The sequence below is a fragment of the Vibrio sp. 2096 genome, from assembly GCF_033339595.1.
Classification (GTDB): Bacteria; Pseudomonadota; Gammaproteobacteria; order Enterobacterales; family Vibrionaceae; genus Vibrio; species Vibrio alginolyticus.
In genome coordinates, this window is the sequence record NZ_JAWOUX010000003.1 from 272889 (window position 1) to 293285 (window position 20397).

Sequence of the window (20397 nt, forward strand, 5' to 3'; positions counted from 1 at the left end):
GAGCGCTTATGGAGTTAGCAAATAAGGTCATTGCGATCACGGGGGCAGGGCAGGGGCTGGGTAAACAAATGGCACTGTCACTGGCGGAAAATGGCGTTCATCTTGCGCTTATCGACCTCAATTCAGAGCAACTGGCTGAAACGAAAGCGGAATGTGAATCTCTCGGAGTTACCGCTCGTTTTTATGTGACGAACGTGACTGACGAACAGCAGGTGTGCAGTGCTTTTGAGCAAATTGAGGCAGATTTCAAGCAGCTCAATGGCGTTATCAATAACGCAGGTATTATGCGTGATGGCATGTTCATTAAAGTCAAAGATGGTCAGGTTAACACGATGTCGCTGGAACAATTTCAGTCTGTTCTAGATGTGAATGTAACAGGCACTTTCCTGTGTGGCCGTGAAGCGAGCAAGGTAATGCTGAACACCGATAGCAAAGGGGTTCTGATCAACATATCCAGCGTTGCGCGTGCCGGGAATATTGGTCAAACCAACTATTCAGCATCTAAAGCGGCGGTAGCCACCATGGCAACGGTGTGGGCGAAAGAGTTAGGGCGTTTCGGAATTCGCTCAGTGGCGATTGCTCCGGGTGTCATCAAAACTGCCATGACAGACCAAATAAAACCTGAAGCGATGGAACGTTTAATCGGAATGATTCCGGTTGGACGTTTAGGTTTGGCGGATGAAATTTCATCGACCATAAAATACGTGTTAACCAACGAATTCGTGACCGGAAGAGTGTTCGAAGTCGATGGCGGAATGCGAATGTAACCCCTTCTGCAACATAAAAAAGGGGAGCGAGTTTGATTGTCCGCTTCCTTCCATTTTCTCCTTTCTTTTATTGCTTCTATCTGAAAAATGTATTGGATGCATGGTCGACTGCTATCTCATCGAACGGTATAAAAATTGATTCTATTTCTAATGTGAATGGTTAGTTCTATATTGCTTGTCATGTAAATGTATCAACTCACAACTAAGACGATCTTTTGTCTCACTAACGAGATCGTCATTCTTGGTGTGTAAAAAACATTCTTATTGGTCATATTGTAACCGAAAACTATTTCGGCATCTAAAGATGGTGATTTATTATTCAGCGCAAAATACATGGGAATATGAGGCTGACTGAATAACCTTCAGTTGTCTTAATAATAAATAATCAGAATTCTCAATTACACTGAAGTAACTACCCATTAGGGAAGAGCAATAATGTCACTATTTCATTCGCTTAGGACGATGCCGCTATTATTGGGGTGTCTGTGTTTTTCTGTTCAGGCCTCCACAGAAAAGGTGGAACAGGAAGGTAAGTTTTTACAGTCGTTAGAAGGCATCGAAAATCAAATTTACGCATTACCTCAGAGTTCTTTAGCTTTGATTGAAGCGTTAGAAGAAGAGTCTTTACTACAAAACCAACCAACAGCGCTGTTGGTGCGTTACTGGCTTGCCAAGGCCACGGTTTTAGAGCTGCTAGGGCGCGTAGAAGAGAGTCAGAGTGTCGTTCAAAAAGGATTGGAGCTTGTGCGTCCACAGAGCCATGAGTATCTCCTGTTTAAGTTGATTCAGATGCGAACTATGGTTGGAAAGAGCGATATCGATACCGCGCTTTCTGCGTTGGATAGCTTGTTGGAAACATCGCGTGAGAATGGTGATAAGCAACTTGAATCAGAAATCCTGTTGCTAAAAGGACGCTATTACGATGAGCAAGGTGAGTTTAAAAAATCCTATGCTGCACTTATGTCGTCCATGGATGTGGCTGAATCTTCAGGTGTTCACGGGCTGGTCGAACGTGCAGCACTAGAGCTAGGTGACGTACTTGTCAAAATTCAGGGTTACGACCGATCTGAGGCGCTTTTGGAACAAGCATATCGCTATTTTAGGGATAGGCGTATGTCGTTCAATGAGTTGTTGAGCGTTTTGACGATAGCGAAACTTCATAAAGCACAGTTCCAATACGAAGAGGCGATAGCGTCATATCAGCGAGCGTTAAAGCTGGCTCAAATTATCGGTGATGGACGCTTTAGATTTCGAGTTAACCTTGAACTTGCAGCTTTATATCGCGAGACGAATCAAGAAAAGAAGATGGTTAACCACTTGAAGCTGGCGGAGAATTTACAGTACAGAGAAACGTCTAGCGCGTATTTGGCAACATTTAAGTTGTTACAAGCCGAATATATGTTAGAGCAGCAGCAATTTGAAATACTTTTAGCGATGATCGCGCCAATGCTGCCGGAGATTATAGAGAGTCGATACGTCAAGCAACAGCAAATGGAGCTACTAAAAGTCGCCGCTATGGCCTATGCGGGGAGCAATGACTTTAAACTAGCATTCGAAACTTACGGTAACTATCACGATAAATTTATCCAATTTAGTAATCAAAGAGAAGTTGAAAATCTTGAGCGCCAGCAGACGTTATTTGAATTGGAACGACTTGAATATGAGAACGAAGATCTCAACTGGAACAATGTGTTGCAGCGTATGGAGCTAGAAAATAACCGTCGTACTTTTTACTTATTGGGTGAAGCGCTACTTGCGCTCATCGGTGTTCTATTTTTGATGGCGGTAGTATTTCTCGTCGTCAATCGCTCGCGTTTGAGAATGCGTCGCCTCGCAAAGACAGACACATTGACAGGGTTGTTCAATCGCCGTTTTTTAGAGGACTGGTTCACTAAGCCAGTAGAAGTGAGGCGTGAGCGAAAAGAGAAACCGGTACCTCAATCTAAGCAAGAAAAGATACAACACTTTGTTTTTGAGCAAGTCGAGCAAGTTAAGTACGGTTATCTAGCTTTAAATAAATGGGTAGATAGCAAACTCGATAAACAGAAAATGGTGCCAAATAAACCACAATCGGGGCCAGTAACTTTAGCGTTAATCGATGTGGATTATTTCAAGCAGGTAAATGATACCTATGGGCATGTGTTTGGAGATACCGTACTAACGGGCGTTGCCAAAGTGTTGGAGGAAACTGTACGTGAGAACGACATTGTTGCTCGCTTTGGTGGGGAAGAGTTTGTTGTTGTTATGCCCAATACAGACCATAAAAACGCCCTTATTACTGCAGAACGTTTACGTAGCGCTTTATCCCTACATGGCTTTGTTACGGAACAGAAAGAAGAAGTGAGAGTGACCTGTAGTTTTGGAGTCGTTACCACTGAAGATAATGAGATGAGTTTTAAATCACTTTGCGATCAGGCCGATAAATTGCTTTATCAAGCGAAAGCGAACGGACGCAACTGCGTGAAAGGTCGCTCGCTAGCGTAACAGAAATCAAGAGTTCAGGCTCATCGCACGATGAATCTGAACTTATCCCTCCCATTTACTTTGATAGCCAAGTGACTTTGAGATCCTTGCTTCGAATATAAAACGCTGAATCTAACATCTTAAAGTCACTTGGCGATATTACTTAAAAATGGCTTAAGGATATCGAATCGCATATTCATGGCGTTCAATATAACCTCTCTCTTTGCCTTCTTCACCTTCAAAGTGCGAATGCCACTTGTGTCTACAAAACTATAACAAACTAGTGTGTCTATTCTTTGTACAAACAAACCGTGTACAGGTGAAATGATTAGTGGTCGATATAAATTTTTTGTGGCACAGATTTTTGTTGTTCAAAAATCAACTCGTTCATAATCGTTTTAAAAATAGAGTAAGAGTTAAGTATTTGATTTTGTTTTTCTTGTTTGTTTGTTCTTAAACTAAAATCTAGTTATCCCGACAAGTTCTTACCGAGCGATTTTTCGTACACCCTCAACTTTTCATCCTTTTTTACTAACATTTTTCTTTAAAAATAATTTGAGTTCGAATTAATTTTCAGGCATTTTATATTTAACTAACCGTTCAATTAAAAATAACAGGGACGCAAAATGCCAAAGGTGGGGATGCCTGAAATCAGAAAACCGCAGCTTGTGAAAGCGACAATGTCAGTGATTGATAGAGTCGGTTTACACGCGGCGAGTATTTCGTTAATCAGCAAAGAAGCCGGTGTATCAACGGGGATTATCAACCACTATTTCGGTGGTAAGCACGGATTGCTGGAGGAAACGATGCGAGAAATCTTGCGTCAGCTTTCGTCCACTATCACACAGAAGTTACGTGAGCTGCCAAGTGATGCTCATCACCAAAGAATTAATGCAATCATTGACGGTAACTTTGTCGGCTATCAGGCAGAAAACCAAGTTGCTAAGACTTGGCTGGCGTTTTGGTCGTACTCAATGCATGACGAGCAGCTCAAGCGTTTACAGCGTGTCAACGAACGACGTCTATTGTCCCACCTAAGAAAAGAACTCAAAGCATTATTAAATGCAGAGCAGGCTGAATTGGTTGCTCATGGTATTGCATCACTTATTGATGGAATTTGGCTGCGCGGAACGCTCAACCCGCAAGGCATTGATGCAGAAAGAGCGAGAATCATCATCAACGATTATCTCGAAAAACAACTTACGTTTTATTCTGAAAAAATATAAAAGTTACAGGTCTTCAAAATGGAAATGAAAGCACACTATATCAATGGTGCGATGTACGACGGGTGTTCAGATGAACACTTCACCACTTACAATCCGGCGAATGGTGAGCCATTGGCCAACATTAAACAAGCGAACCAAGACGATCTTCAAGCAGCGATTGAATCGGCAAAAAAAGGTTTTGCTGCATGGTCGGCGATGACTGCGATTGAGCGCAGCCGTATTTTACACAAAGCCGTTGCCATTTTACGTGAGCGTAATGACGAGCTGGCTGCATTGGAAGTGGCAGATACTGGTAAGCCCATTCAAGAAGCTATCGCGGTTGATGTCACAACAGGTGCCGATGTTCTTGAGTACTACGCTGGCCTTGCTCCAAGTCTACAAGGTGAACAGCAGCCACTCAGCGACGATCAGTTTTTCTATACACGTCGTGAGCCATTGGGCATTTGCGCGGGTATTGGCGCTTGGAATTATCCAATTCAAATTGCGATGTGGAAATCGGCGCCAGCACTGGCTGCGGGCAACGCAATGATCTTCAAGCCATCAGAAGAAACACCATTAACGGCGCTTAAGCTCGCCGAAATTTATTCAGAAGCGGGCATGCCAGATGGCGTATTTAATGTCGTGCAAGGGGATTACCGAGTAGGACAGATGCTAACGGCGCATCCTGATATCGCAAAAGTGTCATTCACGGGTGAGTCAGGCACCGGTAAAGTCGTAATGAGTGACAGCGCTAAGACACTAAAACAAGTAACGATGGAGCTTGGTGGTAAGTCTCCACTGATTATTTTTGATGATGCGAAGTTAAACGATGCCGTTTCTGCGGCCATGGTGGCGAACTTCTACACCCAAGGTGAAGTTTGTACGCACGGTACACGCGTATTTGTCCATGAAGGTATTTATGACGACTTTATCACACAACTTAAAGCCCGAACCGAGCTGTTAGTCGTCGGCGATCCGCTTGATGAGAACACGCAGATTGGCGCGCTAATCTCTAAAGATCATGAATCGAAAGTTTTAGGAGCGATTGAAGCCGCGAAAGCGAGTGGCGCGACGTTACTGACTGGCGGCTACAAAGTAACAGACAATGGCCTAGCTAATGGTAACTTTGTTGCTCCAACCGTATTTGTTGATTGCGATGATGACATGAGCCACGTTCAACAAGAAATCTTTGGCCCGGTAATGTCAGTTCTGAAATTCCGCGATGAGTCGGAAGTGATTGCGCGCGCAAATGGCACCGATTATGGCTTAGCGGCAGGTGTCTTTACTCAAAACCTATCTCGTGCGCACCGTGTGATCCATCAAATTCAAGCGGGTATTTGTTGGGTGAACACATGGGGTGACTCACCTGCGGAAATGCCAGTTGGCGGCTACAAGCAATCAGGTGTTGGCCGTGAAAACGGAGTCGAAACCCTTAAACATTACACACAAACGAAGAGTGTTCTGGTTCAGCTAAGCGACTTCGAAAGCCCTTACAAATGATACTACTCATAGTAGATAACTGACCACTTTAGCTTGTTAAAATGCTCGATAACTACGTTGTCAATTTTGATTGTAGGTTAACTACTTATCAAAATTTCCGCCTTGTTCTCAAGCATTTTTCCTACGCTAATTTCGTTCACTTATCTACGGTGATTAGTATTAACTCCTAGGAGAATAAAAATGCAACAACACTACGATTACATCATCGTCGGTGCGGGTTCGGCCGGCTGTGTGTTAGCGGATCGCTTAAGTGAAAGTGGTCAAAATTCGGTCCTTTTACTCGAAGCGGGTGGGTCGGATAAAAGTATTTTTATCCAAATGCCAACAGCGCTTTCTTACCCGATGAACACTGAAAAATACGCGTGGCAGTTTGAGACGGTTGAAGAGCAAGGGTTGGATGGCCGTCAACTTCATTGCCCTCGCGGAAAAGTTCTGGGTGGTAGCTCATCCATCAACGGCATGGTTTACGTTCGCGGACACGCTTGTGACTTTGACCAGTGGGAAGAGGAAGGCGCGAAAGGCTGGAACTATCAGTCGTGTTTGCCTTATTTCCGTAAAGCAGAGTCTTGGATTGGTGGTGCTGATGAATATCGGGGCGATCACGGTCCAGTCGGCACATGTAACGGCAACGATATGAAGCTCAATCCACTGTACCAAGCTTTTATTGATGCAGGCAAAGAAGCGGGCTACCCAGAAACAAAAGATTACAACGGTTATCAGCAAGAGGGCTTTGGCCCAATGCATATGACCGTCGACAAAGGCGTACGCGCTTCGACCTCTAATGCATACTTAAGCCGCGCTAAAAAACGCAAAAACTTCACCCTAATGAAGAGGGTGACGGTTCATCGAGTTTTATTAGAAGAAACTGGTTCAGAAGGTAAGAAAGCGGTAGGCGTTGAATTTGAAAAGTCAGGTTCAATTCAGCAATGTTTTGCGAATAATGAAGTGATTTCGAGTGCGGGTTCGGTTGGCTCCGTTCAGCTGTTGCAGCTTTCAGGCATTGGCCCTAAGGCAGTATTAGAAAAAGCGGGCATTGAGGTGAAACACTCGTTGGAAGGGGTAGGTAAAAACCTGCAAGATCACTTAGAAGTGTACTTCCAATATCACTGTAAGCAACCTATCACGCTCAACAGCAAATTAGGCTTGGTGAGCAAGGGCTTGATTGGCACTGAGTGGATATTAACTCGCAAAGGCCTTGGTGCTACTAACCACTTTGAATCGTGTGCGTTTATCCGCTCTCGTGAAGGACTAAAGTGGCCAAATATTCAATATCACTTCTTGCCAGCGGCAATGCGCTATGACGGGCAAGCTGCTTTTGATGGTCATGGTTTCCAAGTGCACGTTGGACCTAACAAGCCAGAAAGTCGCGGGTCGGTCGAAGTTGTCTCTGCGAATCCGAATGATAAGCCGAAGATTGAGTTTAACTACATTTCCACTGAACAAGATAAGCAGGATTGGCGTGATTGTATTCGCCTTACTCGCGAGATCCTCAATCAGCCAGCCATGGATGAGTTTCGTGGGGATGAGATCCAACCCGGTCTGAACATCACAACGGATGAACAGATTGATGAATGGGTGAAGCAAAACGTCGAGAGTGCTTACCATCCATCTTGTACCTGCAAAATGGGCGCAGATAACGACCCATTAGCCGTCTTAAATGAGCGATGCCAAGTACGCGGTATTCAAGGCTTGCGTGTGGTGGACTCTTCTATTTTCCCAACCATTCCGAACGGTAATTTAAATGCGCCAACGATTATGGTGGCAGAACGCGCCGCGGATATGATTTTGGATAACGCCCTAGAAACGTCGAACAACGTACCAGTTTGGATTGCACCGGACTGGCAAGAGATGCAACGAATGCATCCGCCAAAAAGAGATCTCGATTCGATCTCATAAAATGAAAAAATCAGTAATCATTACAAGGAATTCAACATGTCTAAGATGACAAAAATCTTCTCAACAATTGCACTAAGTACTTTAGCAACAGGCGCTTACGCCAACCAATGTGAAACGGTTCGTTTCGCAGATGTAGGTTGGACTGACATCACTGCGACCACTGCCGTTACATCAGAGTTACTTAAAGGGTTGGGGTACAAAACGAAGACTGATCTTCTGTCTGTGCCTGTAACTTACTCCTCTATGGCTAATGGCGATATCGACATTTTCTTAGGTAACTGGATGCCAACGATGGAAGGTGATATCGCGAAATACCGTGATGCAGGTACCGTTGAAACCGTACGCGCGAACCTCGTTGGCGCAAAATACACGCTAGCGGTTCCAAAATACGTTTATGACGCAGGCGTGACCAACTTCGCTGACCTAGTAAAACATGCCGACAAATTTAAAGACCGCATTTACGGCATTGAACCTGGAAACGATGGCAACCGCTTAATTCAGTCAATGATTGATAGTAACGCATTCGGCCTAAAAGATTTCAGCCTAGTTGAGTCCAGTGAAGCAGGCATGGTGTCTCAAGTATCACGTGCCGCACGCCGCAATCAATGGATTGTGTACCTAGGTTGGGCGCCGCACCCAATGAATAGTAACGTTGAAATGGAATATCTAGCGGGTGGTGATGACTTCTTCGGTCCTAACTACGGCGGCGCGAACGTCTACACAAACGTACGTAAAAATTACCTCGCTGAGTGTCCAAATGTAGGTCAGCTAGTGAAAAATCTAGAGTTTAACCTAGAAATGGAAAATGAACTGATGGAAGCGATTCTTAACCAGAAACAAAAGCCATCAAAAGCAGCGCAAGCATGGTTGAATGCAAACCAAGAGCAAATTGAAGCGTGGCTAGAGGGCGTGAAAACGGTAGATGGCCAAGATGCGCTAACAGCTATTACAAACTACTTAAAAACAAACGCTTAATAAGCAGTATTTGAGCTCGTTTTTTTAAAGAAAGTGGGCAGAATTTTGCCCGCTTCATTAACACAAAGGTTTTATTTTGAATTTTATTACGGACAACAAACTACCGTTGGGCCAATGGATGGAAACTGGCGTCGATTGGTTAACCATCAATGCATCGGGTTTTTTCGATGCAATCTCTATTACACTTGAAACGATCATTCTTTTCGTGGTGGACATTTTTAAATGGATGCCACCTGCAGCGCCAATCATTATGACGGCGGCAATTGCTTGGTTCTTACATCGCAGCATTCCTCTTGTCGTATTTATCGTGTTGGCCTTACTCGCAATTCTCAACCTTGGTTACTGGCAAGAAATGCTGGAAACCTTTGTCCTTGTGTTTGCAGCGACAACGATTTCCGTATTAATTGGCGTGCCGTTGGGCATTATGGCGGCGCACCGTCCTTGGTTATACACCTTGTTGCGGCCAATACTCGATTTGATGCAGACCGTACCGACATTCGTTTACCTAATTCCAACCTTGGTTCTGTTTGGCTTAGGTATTGTCCCTGGTCTAATCTCGACCATCATTTTCGCTATCGCTGCGCCAATTCGATTGACGTACCTCGGCATTATTAAAGTGCCGGAGGAGCTACTTGAAGCGGGTAAAGCATTTGGTGCCAGCCGCATGAAGCTACTGTTTAAGGTGGAGTTACCTGCGGCATTGCCAAGTATTATGGCTGGCGTTACGCAGTGCATTATGTTGTCTCTGTCTATGGTGGTCATTGCGGCGCTTGTTGGTGCTGATGGACTTGGTAAACCAGTCGTACGCGCACTGAATACGGTAAACATCTCGCAAGGTTTTGAAGCTGGTTTAGCGATTGTACTCGTTGCCATCATTCTTGATCGCTTGTGTAAAGCACCAAACCAGAAGGAGGCATAATCATGGACGCTATTACTATTAAAAATCTTGATGTCGTTTTTGGTCAGCAACAAGCACAGGCGCTAGCACTACTAGATCAAGGGAAGTCTCGACAAGAAATCATTGATGAAACTGGCCAAGTGGTTGGGGTTGATAATGTTTCTCTGAACGTGAAACAGGGTGAGATCTGTGTCTTGATGGGGCTTTCAGGCTCGGGTAAATCAAGTTTGCTGCGAACGGTTAACGGATTGAACGATATTTCTCGTGGCTCTCTGAAAATTAAAGATGGCGACGATATGGTTGAGCTCTCTAACTGTGACGAACAGAAACTGCGCCACCTTCGTACGCACCGCGTGTCCATGGTGTTTCAGAAGTTTGCATTGATGCCTTGGTTAACGGTGTTAGACAATGTAGCGTTTGGTCTAGAGATGCAAGGCATTGGTAAAGCAGAGCGTCGTAAAAAGGCGCGTGAACAGCTCGAAATGGTCGGTTTATCTGAGTGGGAAACCAAATTCCCGCACGAGCTTTCTGGTGGTATGCAGCAGCGTGTTGGCCTAGCGCGAGCGTTTGCGATGGACACAGATATCTTGTTAATGGATGAACCGTTTTCAGCACTTGATCCATTGATTCGTGCTCAGCTTCAAGATGAATTGATTCTGCTTCAAGAAAAGCTAAACAAAACCATTCTTTTTGTAAGTCACGACTTGGATGAGGCGCTTAAAATCGGCAACAACATCGCCATTATGGAATCAGGAAAGCTGATTCAACATGGCAAGCCAGAACAGATCATTCTTGCTCCAGAAAACGATTATGTGGCGGACTTTGTTGCTCACACTAATCCATTAAATGTGCTGAAGGGACGTTCCTTAATGCGTGACGATTTGGTTCGCGAAGATACGCGTGTTCTGATTTGCCCTGATAAAGATATTTGGGTGATACAAGAGAGCAAGGGGTTAAGTTTAGCGGATAAAGGTAAATCGTTGATTCAATGGAAGAGCAATTCTTCGAACCTTGACGAAGTTAATGAAAACTCTCTGGTTCAGGTTAGCCCAGAAATCAGTATGCGAGAAGCGATTGAACTTAAACAGCGTAGCAATCAGCCTCTGCTTATGGTTGAAGATAATAAGCTGGTTGGTGTGTTAAGCGACAATGAGCTTTACGATGCATTGCTTGGTAATTTTAAGTCAGAGCAAGTTGCGTAAAGTTGACGCAGAACCAAGTAAAAAAGAGCCGCACATTAATGCGGCTCTTTTTAGTTTAAACAATGAGTTAAGTCGCTAAGCTAAGACAATGGTCGACTATAGAGTCGTAATTACATCATCCATTGCAAGGCGCGCTTTTGGAAGACCATGATTATAATCTTCCCCATCTTTATGGTAGCCAATCGCCAGTGCAACTTCACAAATATGGCCCTCGAGCTCTTCTTTAAACTCTTCTCCAATCAGAGCCGGATCGACACCTTCCATCGGTGTTGAATCAATGCCTAGTCGTGCCAATGTGTGTAGTAGGTTGCCTAGTGCCAAATAGACTTGTGCTTTTGTCCAGTTTCCGTTGAAGCCATTTTCGTCCGTATTTGCATCGGCAAAAGCGTAAGCACCCATAAAGTTGTTGTACATCTCCGCTGGCAAGTGGCCAGATGTTACTTCTGCATCCACACGTTTCGCAAATTTCTCTTTAGTAAATTTAGGATCGTAAGCAAACAGAATCGTATGTGATGCGGCTTTCGCGTGTGGTTGGTTAAACTGGTGCATATTTGCAAACGTATTGTGGAAACGTTGCTTCGCTTCATCACTTTCAATAACGATGAATTTCCATGGTTGTGAGTTGATAGAAGACGCCGACAAACGCAGTGCTTCTTTGATTATCGCCATGTCTTCTTGAGAAACGCGCTTGGTTTCATCATATTTTTTTGCAGTGTAACGGTTATTTAGATCGGTAATGATTTGATGGGACACGTTTATATCCTCTTTATGTGATGACAGATGAGGATGCACTAGCATCGACAACCATGCGTACCTCGAATATGGGTTCATGATAATGGATATTTTTTCATTGATAAGAGGGTGTTTATTTAAATCACTTTTTACTTTTTGTTGAAAATCGATGTGAGTTGATCGATTTGAAACTTAAAAGTCCTTATTTGGAAGCTTTTATTTGATATTAAATTAAACTCATATTGAGGCGTAGGGGAAAGCAACATGAACGTGATTGAAGTTTTTAATGATAGCTATGAACGTTGTACTTCAGATCAGGAGTTTTTCGACTTGTTCTACAAAAATTTATGGTCGAAAAGCGCCAACTTTAGACAGAAGTTTGACGGTATAGACATGCACCAACAAGTGAGAATGCTTAGAGGGTCTATCGTGTTTTTTATGATGGCAGATACCTCGACCGAAGCGCACAAAATGGTGGAAAAGTATGGGAAAAAGCATGCAAGTGCCGAAATTGGTATAGAGCCGCAGGATTTTGATGTTTGGCTTGAGAGTTTGTTAGAAACGGTTCGACAGTGTGATTCCGGGTACGATGCCGATGTTGAAACCGCTTGGCGAACATGCTTTAAAACGGGCTTAGAAGTAATGAAACAAGAATGTGATAAAGAAGATGGGCACTTCCTTAAAGCGAGTACCAAATAAGGAAGTAACGTGAGTGGTCGTTACCTCCTAGGGTCAGAACCTTACTTATCTTGTGTCTCTTTATTCTTTTTCACCGCTTCGGCGATATCACTGACAGCTTCGACAAGATTGATCGGCATTGGAAAAATAATAGTGGATGTTTTGTCTGTAGTGATTTCAGTGAGTGTCTGCATGTAACGTAATTGCAGTGCATTCGGTGCTTCGTTGAGCATTTGCGCTGCTTCTTTTAATTTATTTGAAGCCTCTAACTCACCAGTAGCGTGAATGATCTTCGCCCTACGGTTACGTTCTGCTTCTGCCTGACGGGCTAGGGCTCTGACCATGCTGTCATTTAAATCAACATGTTTGACTTCAACCGTAGCAATCTTGATTCCCCAGTCATCAGTCTGTTGATCGAGAATGGATTGTAAATCCTTATTGAGGCGTTCTCGCTCTGATAGCAATTCATCGAGTTCATGCTGACCCAATACCGAGCGCAGCGTGGTTTGTGCTAACTGACTGGTGGCATCGCTGTAGCTTTCAATATTGTTAATCGCCATTTGAGGATCGACTACGCGAAAATAAACGACCGCGTTGACGCGTACAGAAACGTTATCTTTGGTAATTAAATCTTGTGTCGGCACATCCAAAACGACAGTACGTAAATCAACCCTCACCATTTGCTGAATAAATGGGATAAGGATGATCAAACCAGGTCCTTTGACTTCTTGAAATCGACCAAGAAAGAACACAACCCCACGTTCGTATTCTCTCAAAACCTTGAACATTTGGGTCGCTAGTGCGAACAGCAGCACCACGATCACCGCAACGGTATAGAGCATCATAAAGCGCCTCCTATTTATTTTGGCGGTCATCAGGCATCACAGTTAAGGTCAGCCCTTTAACATTAACAATGGTGACGTGATCACCTTGTTTGAATTGTTGATGGTCTTTGGCTTTAGCTCGCCATAACGCACCGTTGAGTTGAACGCGTCCTTCGCCATCGATAAAGTCATCGCTTACCACAGCGACCTTCCCAGGGTAAGTCTCTAAACCCGTCGTTACACGCCGGCGGCGAATTTTGAGCAGCAGGCCGACGGTCAGCACGATTAGAGCCACGGAAAATATGGCAATACCAAAAATCAAAGGAAGGGCGATCTGGAATCCTGGTAACTCACTGTCCATGAGAAATATCGAACCGAGTACAAAGGCGACAACGCCGCCTAAGCCCAAAATACCAAAGCTCGGGCTGAATGCTTCCGCTATCATTAGTGCAATACCGAGTAACAGCAGACCAAGACCTGCGTAGTTGACGGGCATCATTTGTAGTGCGTACATGGCAAGAAGCAGACAAATCCCACCTAGCACACCGGGTAAGCCAATTCCTGGGTTGTAAAATTCAAGAAGTAAACCGTAGATGCCGATGAGCATTAGAATGTAGGCAACGTTTGGATTGGTTATAACGGCTAACATTTCTGCTCGCCAATCGGGTGTTCTTTCAATCCATACGGGATTTTCCAGTGACAATGTCGCATCACGATTGTTAACTTTAACAGTTTGTCCATTAATGGCTTTGACTAAATCCTCTAGTGAGTTGGCTATATAATCAATAACGTTTAATTCCAATGCCTCTGTGGCGTCCAAACTCGCTGCTTCGCTCACTGCTTTCTCTGCCCACTCTGCATTTCGGCCATGAAGCTTTGCTAAGCCTTTAATATAGGCTCTAGCATCATTAATCACCTTTTTCTCCATTGCGGTTTTCGCGGGAACTTTCTCTGAACCTTCGTTGGTTCCTTCTGACGTTTCTTCCGCGTTTTGATCTTTGCCATCATCCGATGAAGGGGGCTGAGGGGCACCACCTAACGCGACGGGCGTTGCCGCGCCAAGGTTGGTGGCTTCAGCCATTGCGGCAACGTGGCTGGCGAGTAAAATGTATGTCCCTGCGCTAGCCGCTCTAGATCCTGACGGGCCAACCCAAGTCGCAATTGGAGTGGAGGAGGTGGTAATCGCGTGAATAATATCTCGCATTGCGCTATCTAAGCCGCCTGGTGTGTCCATCTCTAAGATCACTAAACTGACACCGTTTAGTTGAGCTTCTTCTATTTCACGAGATAAATAGTCGCTAGTAGCAGGCCCTATAGCGCCTTTGACAGGAACAATCCAAACGGTATTCGCCAGTGCTTGACTGGCAATCAAGAGTAAAGGTAAGAACCATATCCATAGTCGTTTCATGCAGTCCTCCTTGTGTGGTCACAGGGACTTTTTGAAATCCTAATTCAAGTATATCCAAATAACTTAGAGATGCTTGAGTATAGGTTCTAATGAATAAGTTCCCGAGGCTAATTAGGAGACTACATTTTTATATATAAACGCTGTGTGAGATAGTAAACTAAAGCAAATTATTGGTAATTGTGATGTTTATGTTTATTGTTCAGCGTTTGATTAAGTTGGCCGTTATCTGTGCCGTATTCTTTACTATTTTCGATCTGATCTCGTATGGAGAGGTGACTTGGTTTCAACGGTTTTTGGCTTTTCTACACTAAACTCAGATTTCAATACGTTAGCTACTCATAAGGCGATAGGTTTCTTCCTATTCGCCTTATTACTCCCTCTTCAACCAAAGCCTTAAACAAAGCAATACTTAACTCGTTTTTTCAACTTCCTGTCGGTGGAAAAAACGCCAAAATGCAACTAAATTCATATCAATGATAAGTTTAAGGTATGTAGTTGATGAGGCAATTCAGCGCAATCGCACTAGCTGTTGTAACACTCATTTTGAGCCAAACAACAACCGCAAGAAACGCGAAGATGTTAGGTGATATCTCCCTAGTTCAGCCCATACAGGGTGATCCTAATGTGGATATTAAGCTAGCGAGAATTGGCTGGCATCTCTTCCGCGATCCTCAATTATCGTCAAATGGTAATGTCAGCTGCGCGACATGCCACAATCTGCAAACCAATGGCGCTGAAAATACACCTGTCTCTACGGGGGTGAAAGGTGATGGAATTAGAAATTCTATAACAGTGTTTAATGCAGCGTTAAATTATCGTTTTTTATGGGATGGTACGGAAAACACCTTGATGGCTCAGATTGATGGTCCAATCCATAATCCAATGGAAATGGATTCAAACTGGCAAACAATAGAGCAATATGTAAAAGAGAGTGAACATTATCAAGCTCTATTTAATCGTGACGGTGAATTGCCGATTAACGTTCATAATATCAAGTCCGCTATTGTGGAGTTTGTTGAAGGGCTGCAGACGCCTGGCGCACCATTCGATGCTTACTTATTGGGTTACACGCATGTACTGAGTGAACAGCAAATCAGAGGTTGGAAAACATTTCAGACTTCAGGTTGTGTGCAGTGTCATCAGGGCAAAAATATCGGCGGAGCGATGATCCAAAGGTTCGCCTATTTCAAGGATAAGCCAGTAGTAGAGGACTCGGGCAGGCAACTCGTTACGATAGAAGATGAAGAGCGATTCTATTTTAGAGTAGCCAGTTTACGCAATGTCGCGCTAACGAGTCCTTATTTTCATAATGGGCAAGTCGATAAGTTATCCGACGCGATACAAATCATGGCTAAAACCCAGCTCGGTATAACGATGAACGATGAGAATGTCGCGGACATTGAAGCATTCTTGCAGTCGTTGACAGCACCTAGACCCATAATTTTAGAGGTGTTGGAAAATGAATAAATTCAAACTGATCAACTTTTGCTTTTTTATTGGGATACTGACGTGCTGCACACTGGCGTATATGTCGTATATGAATTCAAAAAACGCTCAAGAATTTCATGCTGGGCTAATGAATATCGGACATGAGTTGATTGAAGAGCGTGATGTTATCGTGAACCGATATGCCGTTGAAGATAGGAAAAACTATGAGTTAACAACATCTTTAGTAGAGATAGAAATCGCAGTACAGGCACTGTTGGAATCATCAAAGGCATCAGTTTGGTTTCCCGTGACACCCAATCGTATAAAAGTTAGGGATACGCTTGAACAGTTTAAGGAGCGAGTGCTTCAAACAACGTTGAAGCTTGATATGTTAATTGGTGTTCAGGTAGAAAATCGGTATGCATTACTCATGTTGTTCAATTTATATCAGCAAGATGTTTCTACCGAGAGCGGTCAATCTTTGGGTGGCAGTCGTTATTTTGAATTTCTCAACCAGTTGCTTCTAACACAAACTGAAGTTGAGAGTGAAAAGGAAGCGAACTTCCTTAAACGGCTTCAAACGAGTGATAAAAGAATTGAATTGCTGACGAATGAACTGCTTGATCACACTTATATTGAGTTTGTCGAAAGCTCAGAGCATCGGTTACTCAATATTGCTCAAAGTGAGGCGCGTTTTACGTGGTTGTTTGTATTTATCGCGGTGATGTTTCTAGTTAGCGCGTTTGTTTATCAGTCACATCACCGAATGCATAGCTTAAAACAGTTGAATCTTGAAATTGAAGAGGCGAGAAACAAAGCCGAGCGAGCGGCAAAAGCGAAATCAAATTTTCTTGCTGCAATGAGTCACGAACTAAGAACGCCGATGAATGGTGTACTAGGGCTTTCTCAAATGATTGCAGAAGAGACCAAAGAGCCGACGACGAAAGAGCACATTAGGGTTATTCTTGATTCTGGCCAGCATCTGATGACGATCCTCAACGATATTTTGGATTTTTCTAAAGTTGAAGAAAACAAACTGGAATTTGAGCAAGCTAAGTTTAAGCTCGATCAAGTGCTTTCTCCGGTGTGTAGCGCAATAAAACCACTTGTTGATGAAAAAAATATCGAGTTAATCTTGGAAAACGAGGTTTCTGAATATACTGAATTTACTGGAGATTGTGCGCGTTTACGACAGATCTTGTTTAATCTCGCCGGTAACGCGGTGAAGTTTACCAATGAAGGGCATGTGCTGGTTAGAACTGAGTTAGATGAATCGAATCAGTTGTTGGTCATGCGCGTGAGCGACACCGGTATTGGTATTGCGCCAGACAAGCACGAGCATATTTTTAACTCGTTTGAGCAAGCAGACTCATCAACGACTCGAAGGTTCGGCGGAACAGGGCTTGGGTTAGCCATCGTCAAAAAACTAACCGATTTGATGGGTGGCCATATTACTCTGAAGAGTATAGAAGGCGTTGGAAGTCAATTTATCGTTGAGTTGCCGATTCCTTGGGTAGAATCTGCTCCGAAAAAGCAGCAAGAAGCACCGAAACCTCGCGCAAAATCACACCATTTAAAGATACTACTTGCTGATGATAACCGTGTGAATGCCATTGTGGCAAAAGGGTTTTGCGAAAAGCTTGGGCATGAAGTGGAAGTTGCAGAAAATGGATTAATCGCGGTTAAAAAGGCGAAAGAGAACGAGTACGACCTGATCTTGATGGACAACCATATGCCCGAGATGAATGGCGTTGAGGCGACACGCGTTATCCGACAAGAGTTAGGTATCAAGACATTACTCTTTGCGTACACGGCAGACGTATTTCGTGAAGCTCACGATAGCTTTATCGAAGCAGGAGCAGACCATGTGCTTACGAAACCGCTACAGCATGAGAGCTTTTCAGACGCTCTCAAACAGTTTGCCGCCAGACTCGAACCGAAACAGAATCCGCCACTAACGAGTGACAGCAATGTGCTTCAATTGCAACGTAAGCCAATCGAGAACTTAAGGTTAACAGAGGAAGAACTCTCCCGTTCAGGCATGTTTACTTCTTTACGAGATGAGCCAGAAGCGCTCGACGAGTTGCTAAAAAGCATTATTGTCGATTTTGAGACTTCTGTTGATGAACTTATTGAATACTTTATGGCTGAAGACTTTGCTTCATTAGAGCTGACGTTGCACAAAACGAAAGGGATGGCACTGAACCTAAGTTTACCTATTTTGGCGAGCCAAACGGAGGCCCTGGAAACTCAACTTAAAGCCAACCAAAGTCCCGAGATTGAGCAGTTGCAGATGCTGATCAATCGGTTACAGGTCAACATCCATCAGTCTCATAGACTTTTGGATGATATCCAGAAGAACAATGCCGATCCTCAACAGATTTTATAGTCCCTGTGAGTGCGATGCTTTCCTTAACTCATTTTGTTGTGGTTTACTGTGGCAAGGACGGATAGTGTTGATTCGTCGTCGGAAAATCAGGGAGTTAGAATGAGTAAGCATTCCGCTTTAATCAAATGGCATCGTAAAGCTGGCGAAGAGTTTAGTGATAATAAGTATAGTAGGGCACACATTTGGCAATTTGATGGAGGGTTGCAAGTCCCAGCATCTCCATCTCCCCACGTAGTACCATTACCACTATCCGTAGAAGAAAATGTTGATCCAGAAGAAGCGTTTGTCGCGGCACTTTCTAGTTGTCATATGCTCGTTTTCTTGTCTATTGCAGCAAAGCGGCGTTACGTTGTGGACAGTTACTTAGATGAAGCGGTAGGGGAGCTTGAAAAAGGCGAAAACGGAAAAGAGTGGGTATCAAAGGTAACGTTAAACCCTAAGATAACATTCTCAGGTGAAAAACAACCGACACCATCTCAATTAGAAAAACTGCACCACATGGCCCATGAGAATTGCTTTATCGCCAACTCCGTTAAAACAGAAGTGACAACGCTTATTGCGAATTAAGTGGAGCTCTTTATCAAAAAGCGCGGCCTATTGCGGAGTTATATTAAGCCAGCAGTCATCCTGCTGGCTCGTTCATCTAGACGACACCTTGCTCAATCATTGCATCAGCGACTTTTCTAAAGCCTGCAATGTTGGCGCCTAAAACTAAATTTCCAGGTTGGCCAAACTCTTTACTGGTTTCGTTTGCATTGATGAAAATATTTTTCATGATGGTTTGCAACTGACTATCCACTTGTTCAAACGTCCAGTTTTGCATGCTGGCGTTTTGCGCCATTTCAAGTTGACTGGTTGCAACGCCGCCTGCATTGGCTGCTTTGGCAGGCCCATAAGCTATGTCCGAGTCCACGATAATATTGGCAGCATCACGGGTGGTTGGCATGTTCGCCCCTTCACTAATCAAAATACATCCGTTTTCGATAAGAGCCAGTGCGTCGTCTGACGTTAATTCATTTTGAGTCGCACAAGGGAAGGCAGCATCAGCCTGATATCGCCAAACAGCATGTCCTTCATTAGGATAGTCGCCCTCTGGTGTGTATTCTGCTTCAGGGTAAGTTTCTAAATATTCTTCTAAGCTTGCTCTTTTCACTTCTTTCAGTTGTTTTAGGAGCTTAAGATCAATACCGTGCTCATGATAGATCGTACCTCGAGAGTCGCTGCATGTAACCGGCGTTGCTCCCATATGGTACAGTTTTTCAATGGCGTAGATAGCCACGTTGCCAGCACCAGAAACGAGGCAAGTTTTCCCTTTCAATGAATCGTTGCGGTCGTTGAGCATGCATTCTGCAAAATAGACGGCGCCATATCCTGTCGCTTCTTTTCTGGCGAGTGATCCACCCCAAAGAAGACTCTTGCCTGTAAGCACACCTTCGTAGCGCCCCGTCAATCGTTTGTATTGACCAAACATATAGCCAATTTCGCGCGCCCCGACGCCGATATCGCCTGCGGGAACATCGGTGGCAGGACCGATATGACGGTACAACTCGTTCATAAATGATTGGCAAAATCGCATGATCTCGCCGTCGGATTTTCCTTTAGGATCGAAGTTTGAACCGCCTTTGCCGCCACCGATAGGAAGGCCAGTCAGTGCGTTTTTAAAGATTTGCTCAAAGCCGAGAAATTTTATGATGCTCGCATTGACTGAGTGATGGAATCTCAATCCTCCTTTGTACGGCCCCAAAGCAGAGTTGAATTCAACTCGATAACCTTTGTTTACTTGTACATTTCCAGCATCATCAACCCAAGGAACTCGAAACATGATTTGACGTTCTGGCTCGACGATCCTCTGGATAATCGCTTGTTCCTTATATTTATTATTGCCTTCTATTACCGGCGCGAGAGAAGTTAATACTTCTTCTACCGCTTGGTAAAATTCTTTTTGCGCAGGGCTACTGTGTTGCAACGCAACAATAGTATCGTGTATGTATGACATAGGTTTCTTCCTTGATGTGAATAAGCAATCAGTTTA

General features: G+C 44.0%; 16 protein-coding genes. 12 read left to right on the forward strand and 4 right to left on the reverse strand.

What is annotated here, in order from left to right; genetic code table 11:
- The first annotated feature begins 8 nt into the window (after positions 1-8).
- From R7Q41_RS07485 to choV, 8 genes are all read left to right on the forward strand, one after another.
- On the forward strand, positions 9-767 hold the full coding sequence (locus R7Q41_RS07485) for an SDR family oxidoreductase (RefSeq protein ID WP_054576059.1): 759 nt from the start codon (positions 9-11) through the stop codon (positions 765-767).
- 462 nt (positions 768-1229) lie between these two features.
- A complete protein-coding gene (locus R7Q41_RS07490) occupies positions 1230-3251 on the forward strand; it encodes a tetratricopeptide repeat-containing diguanylate cyclase (protein ID WP_031812775.1) in 2022 nt (673 codons plus the stop codon).
- Between the two features lie 605 nt (positions 3252-3856).
- The gene (gene betI, locus R7Q41_RS07495; protein ID WP_017820329.1) at positions 3857-4456 is read left to right on the forward strand and encodes a transcriptional regulator BetI; all 600 of its coding nucleotides are present in this window, start codon (positions 3857-3859) and stop codon (positions 4454-4456) included.
- An 18-nt stretch (positions 4457-4474) separates the two neighbouring features.
- The gene (betB, locus tag R7Q41_RS07500; protein WP_053349195.1) at positions 4475-5935 is read left to right on the forward strand and encodes a betaine-aldehyde dehydrogenase; all 1461 of its coding nucleotides are present in this window, start codon (positions 4475-4477) and stop codon (positions 5933-5935) included.
- 180 nt (positions 5936-6115) lie between these two features.
- Positions 6116-7831 (forward strand): choline dehydrogenase, encoded by a 1716-nt coding sequence (betA, locus tag R7Q41_RS07505; protein ID WP_005382647.1) that lies wholly within the window; start codon positions 6116-6118, stop codon positions 7829-7831.
- Between the two features lie 36 nt (positions 7832-7867).
- Positions 7868-8806 (forward strand): choline ABC transporter substrate-binding protein, encoded by a 939-nt coding sequence (locus R7Q41_RS07510; protein WP_005382646.1) that lies wholly within the window; start codon positions 7868-7870, stop codon positions 8804-8806.
- A 76-nt stretch (positions 8807-8882) separates the two neighbouring features.
- Positions 8883-9725 (forward strand): choline ABC transporter permease subunit, encoded by an 843-nt coding sequence (choW, locus tag R7Q41_RS07515; protein WP_005392552.1) that lies wholly within the window; start codon positions 8883-8885, stop codon positions 9723-9725.
- Positions 9726-9727: 2 nt separating this feature from the next.
- Positions 9728-10906 (forward strand): choline ABC transporter ATP-binding protein, encoded by a 1179-nt coding sequence (gene choV / locus R7Q41_RS07520; protein ID WP_064354706.1) that lies wholly within the window; start codon positions 9728-9730, stop codon positions 10904-10906.
- A gap of 96 nt (positions 10907-11002) precedes the next feature.
- Here choV and R7Q41_RS07525 read toward each other — a convergent pair whose 3' ends face one another.
- On the reverse strand, positions 11003-11659 hold the full coding sequence (locus R7Q41_RS07525) for an NAD(P)H-dependent oxidoreductase (RefSeq protein WP_042523604.1): 657 nt from the start codon (positions 11657-11659) through the stop codon (positions 11003-11005).
- Positions 11660-11902: 243 nt separating this feature from the next.
- Between R7Q41_RS07525 and R7Q41_RS07530 the strand changes: the two genes are divergently transcribed.
- Positions 11903-12337, forward strand: coding sequence for a globin (locus R7Q41_RS07530; RefSeq protein WP_206954252.1), 435 nt, complete (start codon positions 11903-11905; stop codon positions 12335-12337).
- Between the two features lie 41 nt (positions 12338-12378).
- Here the strand turns inward: R7Q41_RS07530 and R7Q41_RS07535 are convergent, their stop codons facing one another.
- Together R7Q41_RS07535 and R7Q41_RS07540 are read right to left on the reverse strand one after the other, a co-directional pair.
- On the reverse strand, positions 12379-13161 hold the full coding sequence (locus R7Q41_RS07535; RefSeq protein ID WP_005373196.1) for a slipin family protein: 783 nt from the start codon (positions 13159-13161) through the stop codon (positions 12379-12381).
- Positions 13162-13171: 10 nt separating this feature from the next.
- Positions 13172-14548, reverse strand: a complete 1377-nt coding sequence (locus R7Q41_RS07540) for a nodulation protein NfeD (RefSeq protein ID WP_318144443.1) — start codon at positions 14546-14548, stop codon at positions 13172-13174.
- Positions 14549-15046: 498 nt separating this feature from the next.
- Between R7Q41_RS07540 and R7Q41_RS07545 the strand changes: the two genes are divergently transcribed.
- The 3 genes from R7Q41_RS07545 (at position 15047) to R7Q41_RS07555 (ending at position 18932) form a co-directional block, all read left to right on the forward strand.
- Positions 15047-16015 (forward strand): cytochrome-c peroxidase, encoded by a 969-nt coding sequence (locus tag R7Q41_RS07545; protein ID WP_017820324.1) that lies wholly within the window; start codon positions 15047-15049, stop codon positions 16013-16015.
- Positions 16008-18365, forward strand: coding sequence for an ATP-binding protein (locus R7Q41_RS07550; protein WP_250654669.1), 2358 nt, complete (start codon positions 16008-16010; stop codon positions 18363-18365). The genes R7Q41_RS07545 and R7Q41_RS07550 overlap by 8 nt, the downstream gene beginning before the upstream one ends.
- A gap of 99 nt (positions 18366-18464) precedes the next feature.
- On the forward strand, positions 18465-18932 hold the full coding sequence (locus R7Q41_RS07555; RefSeq protein WP_005373176.1) for an OsmC family protein: 468 nt from the start codon (positions 18465-18467) through the stop codon (positions 18930-18932).
- A 76-nt stretch (positions 18933-19008) separates the two neighbouring features.
- Here R7Q41_RS07555 and gdhA read toward each other — a convergent pair whose 3' ends face one another.
- Positions 19009-20361, reverse strand: a complete 1353-nt coding sequence (gene gdhA / locus R7Q41_RS07560) for an NADP-specific glutamate dehydrogenase (RefSeq protein ID WP_017633658.1) — start codon at positions 20359-20361, stop codon at positions 19009-19011.
- Positions 20362-20397: the final 36 nt, after the last annotated feature.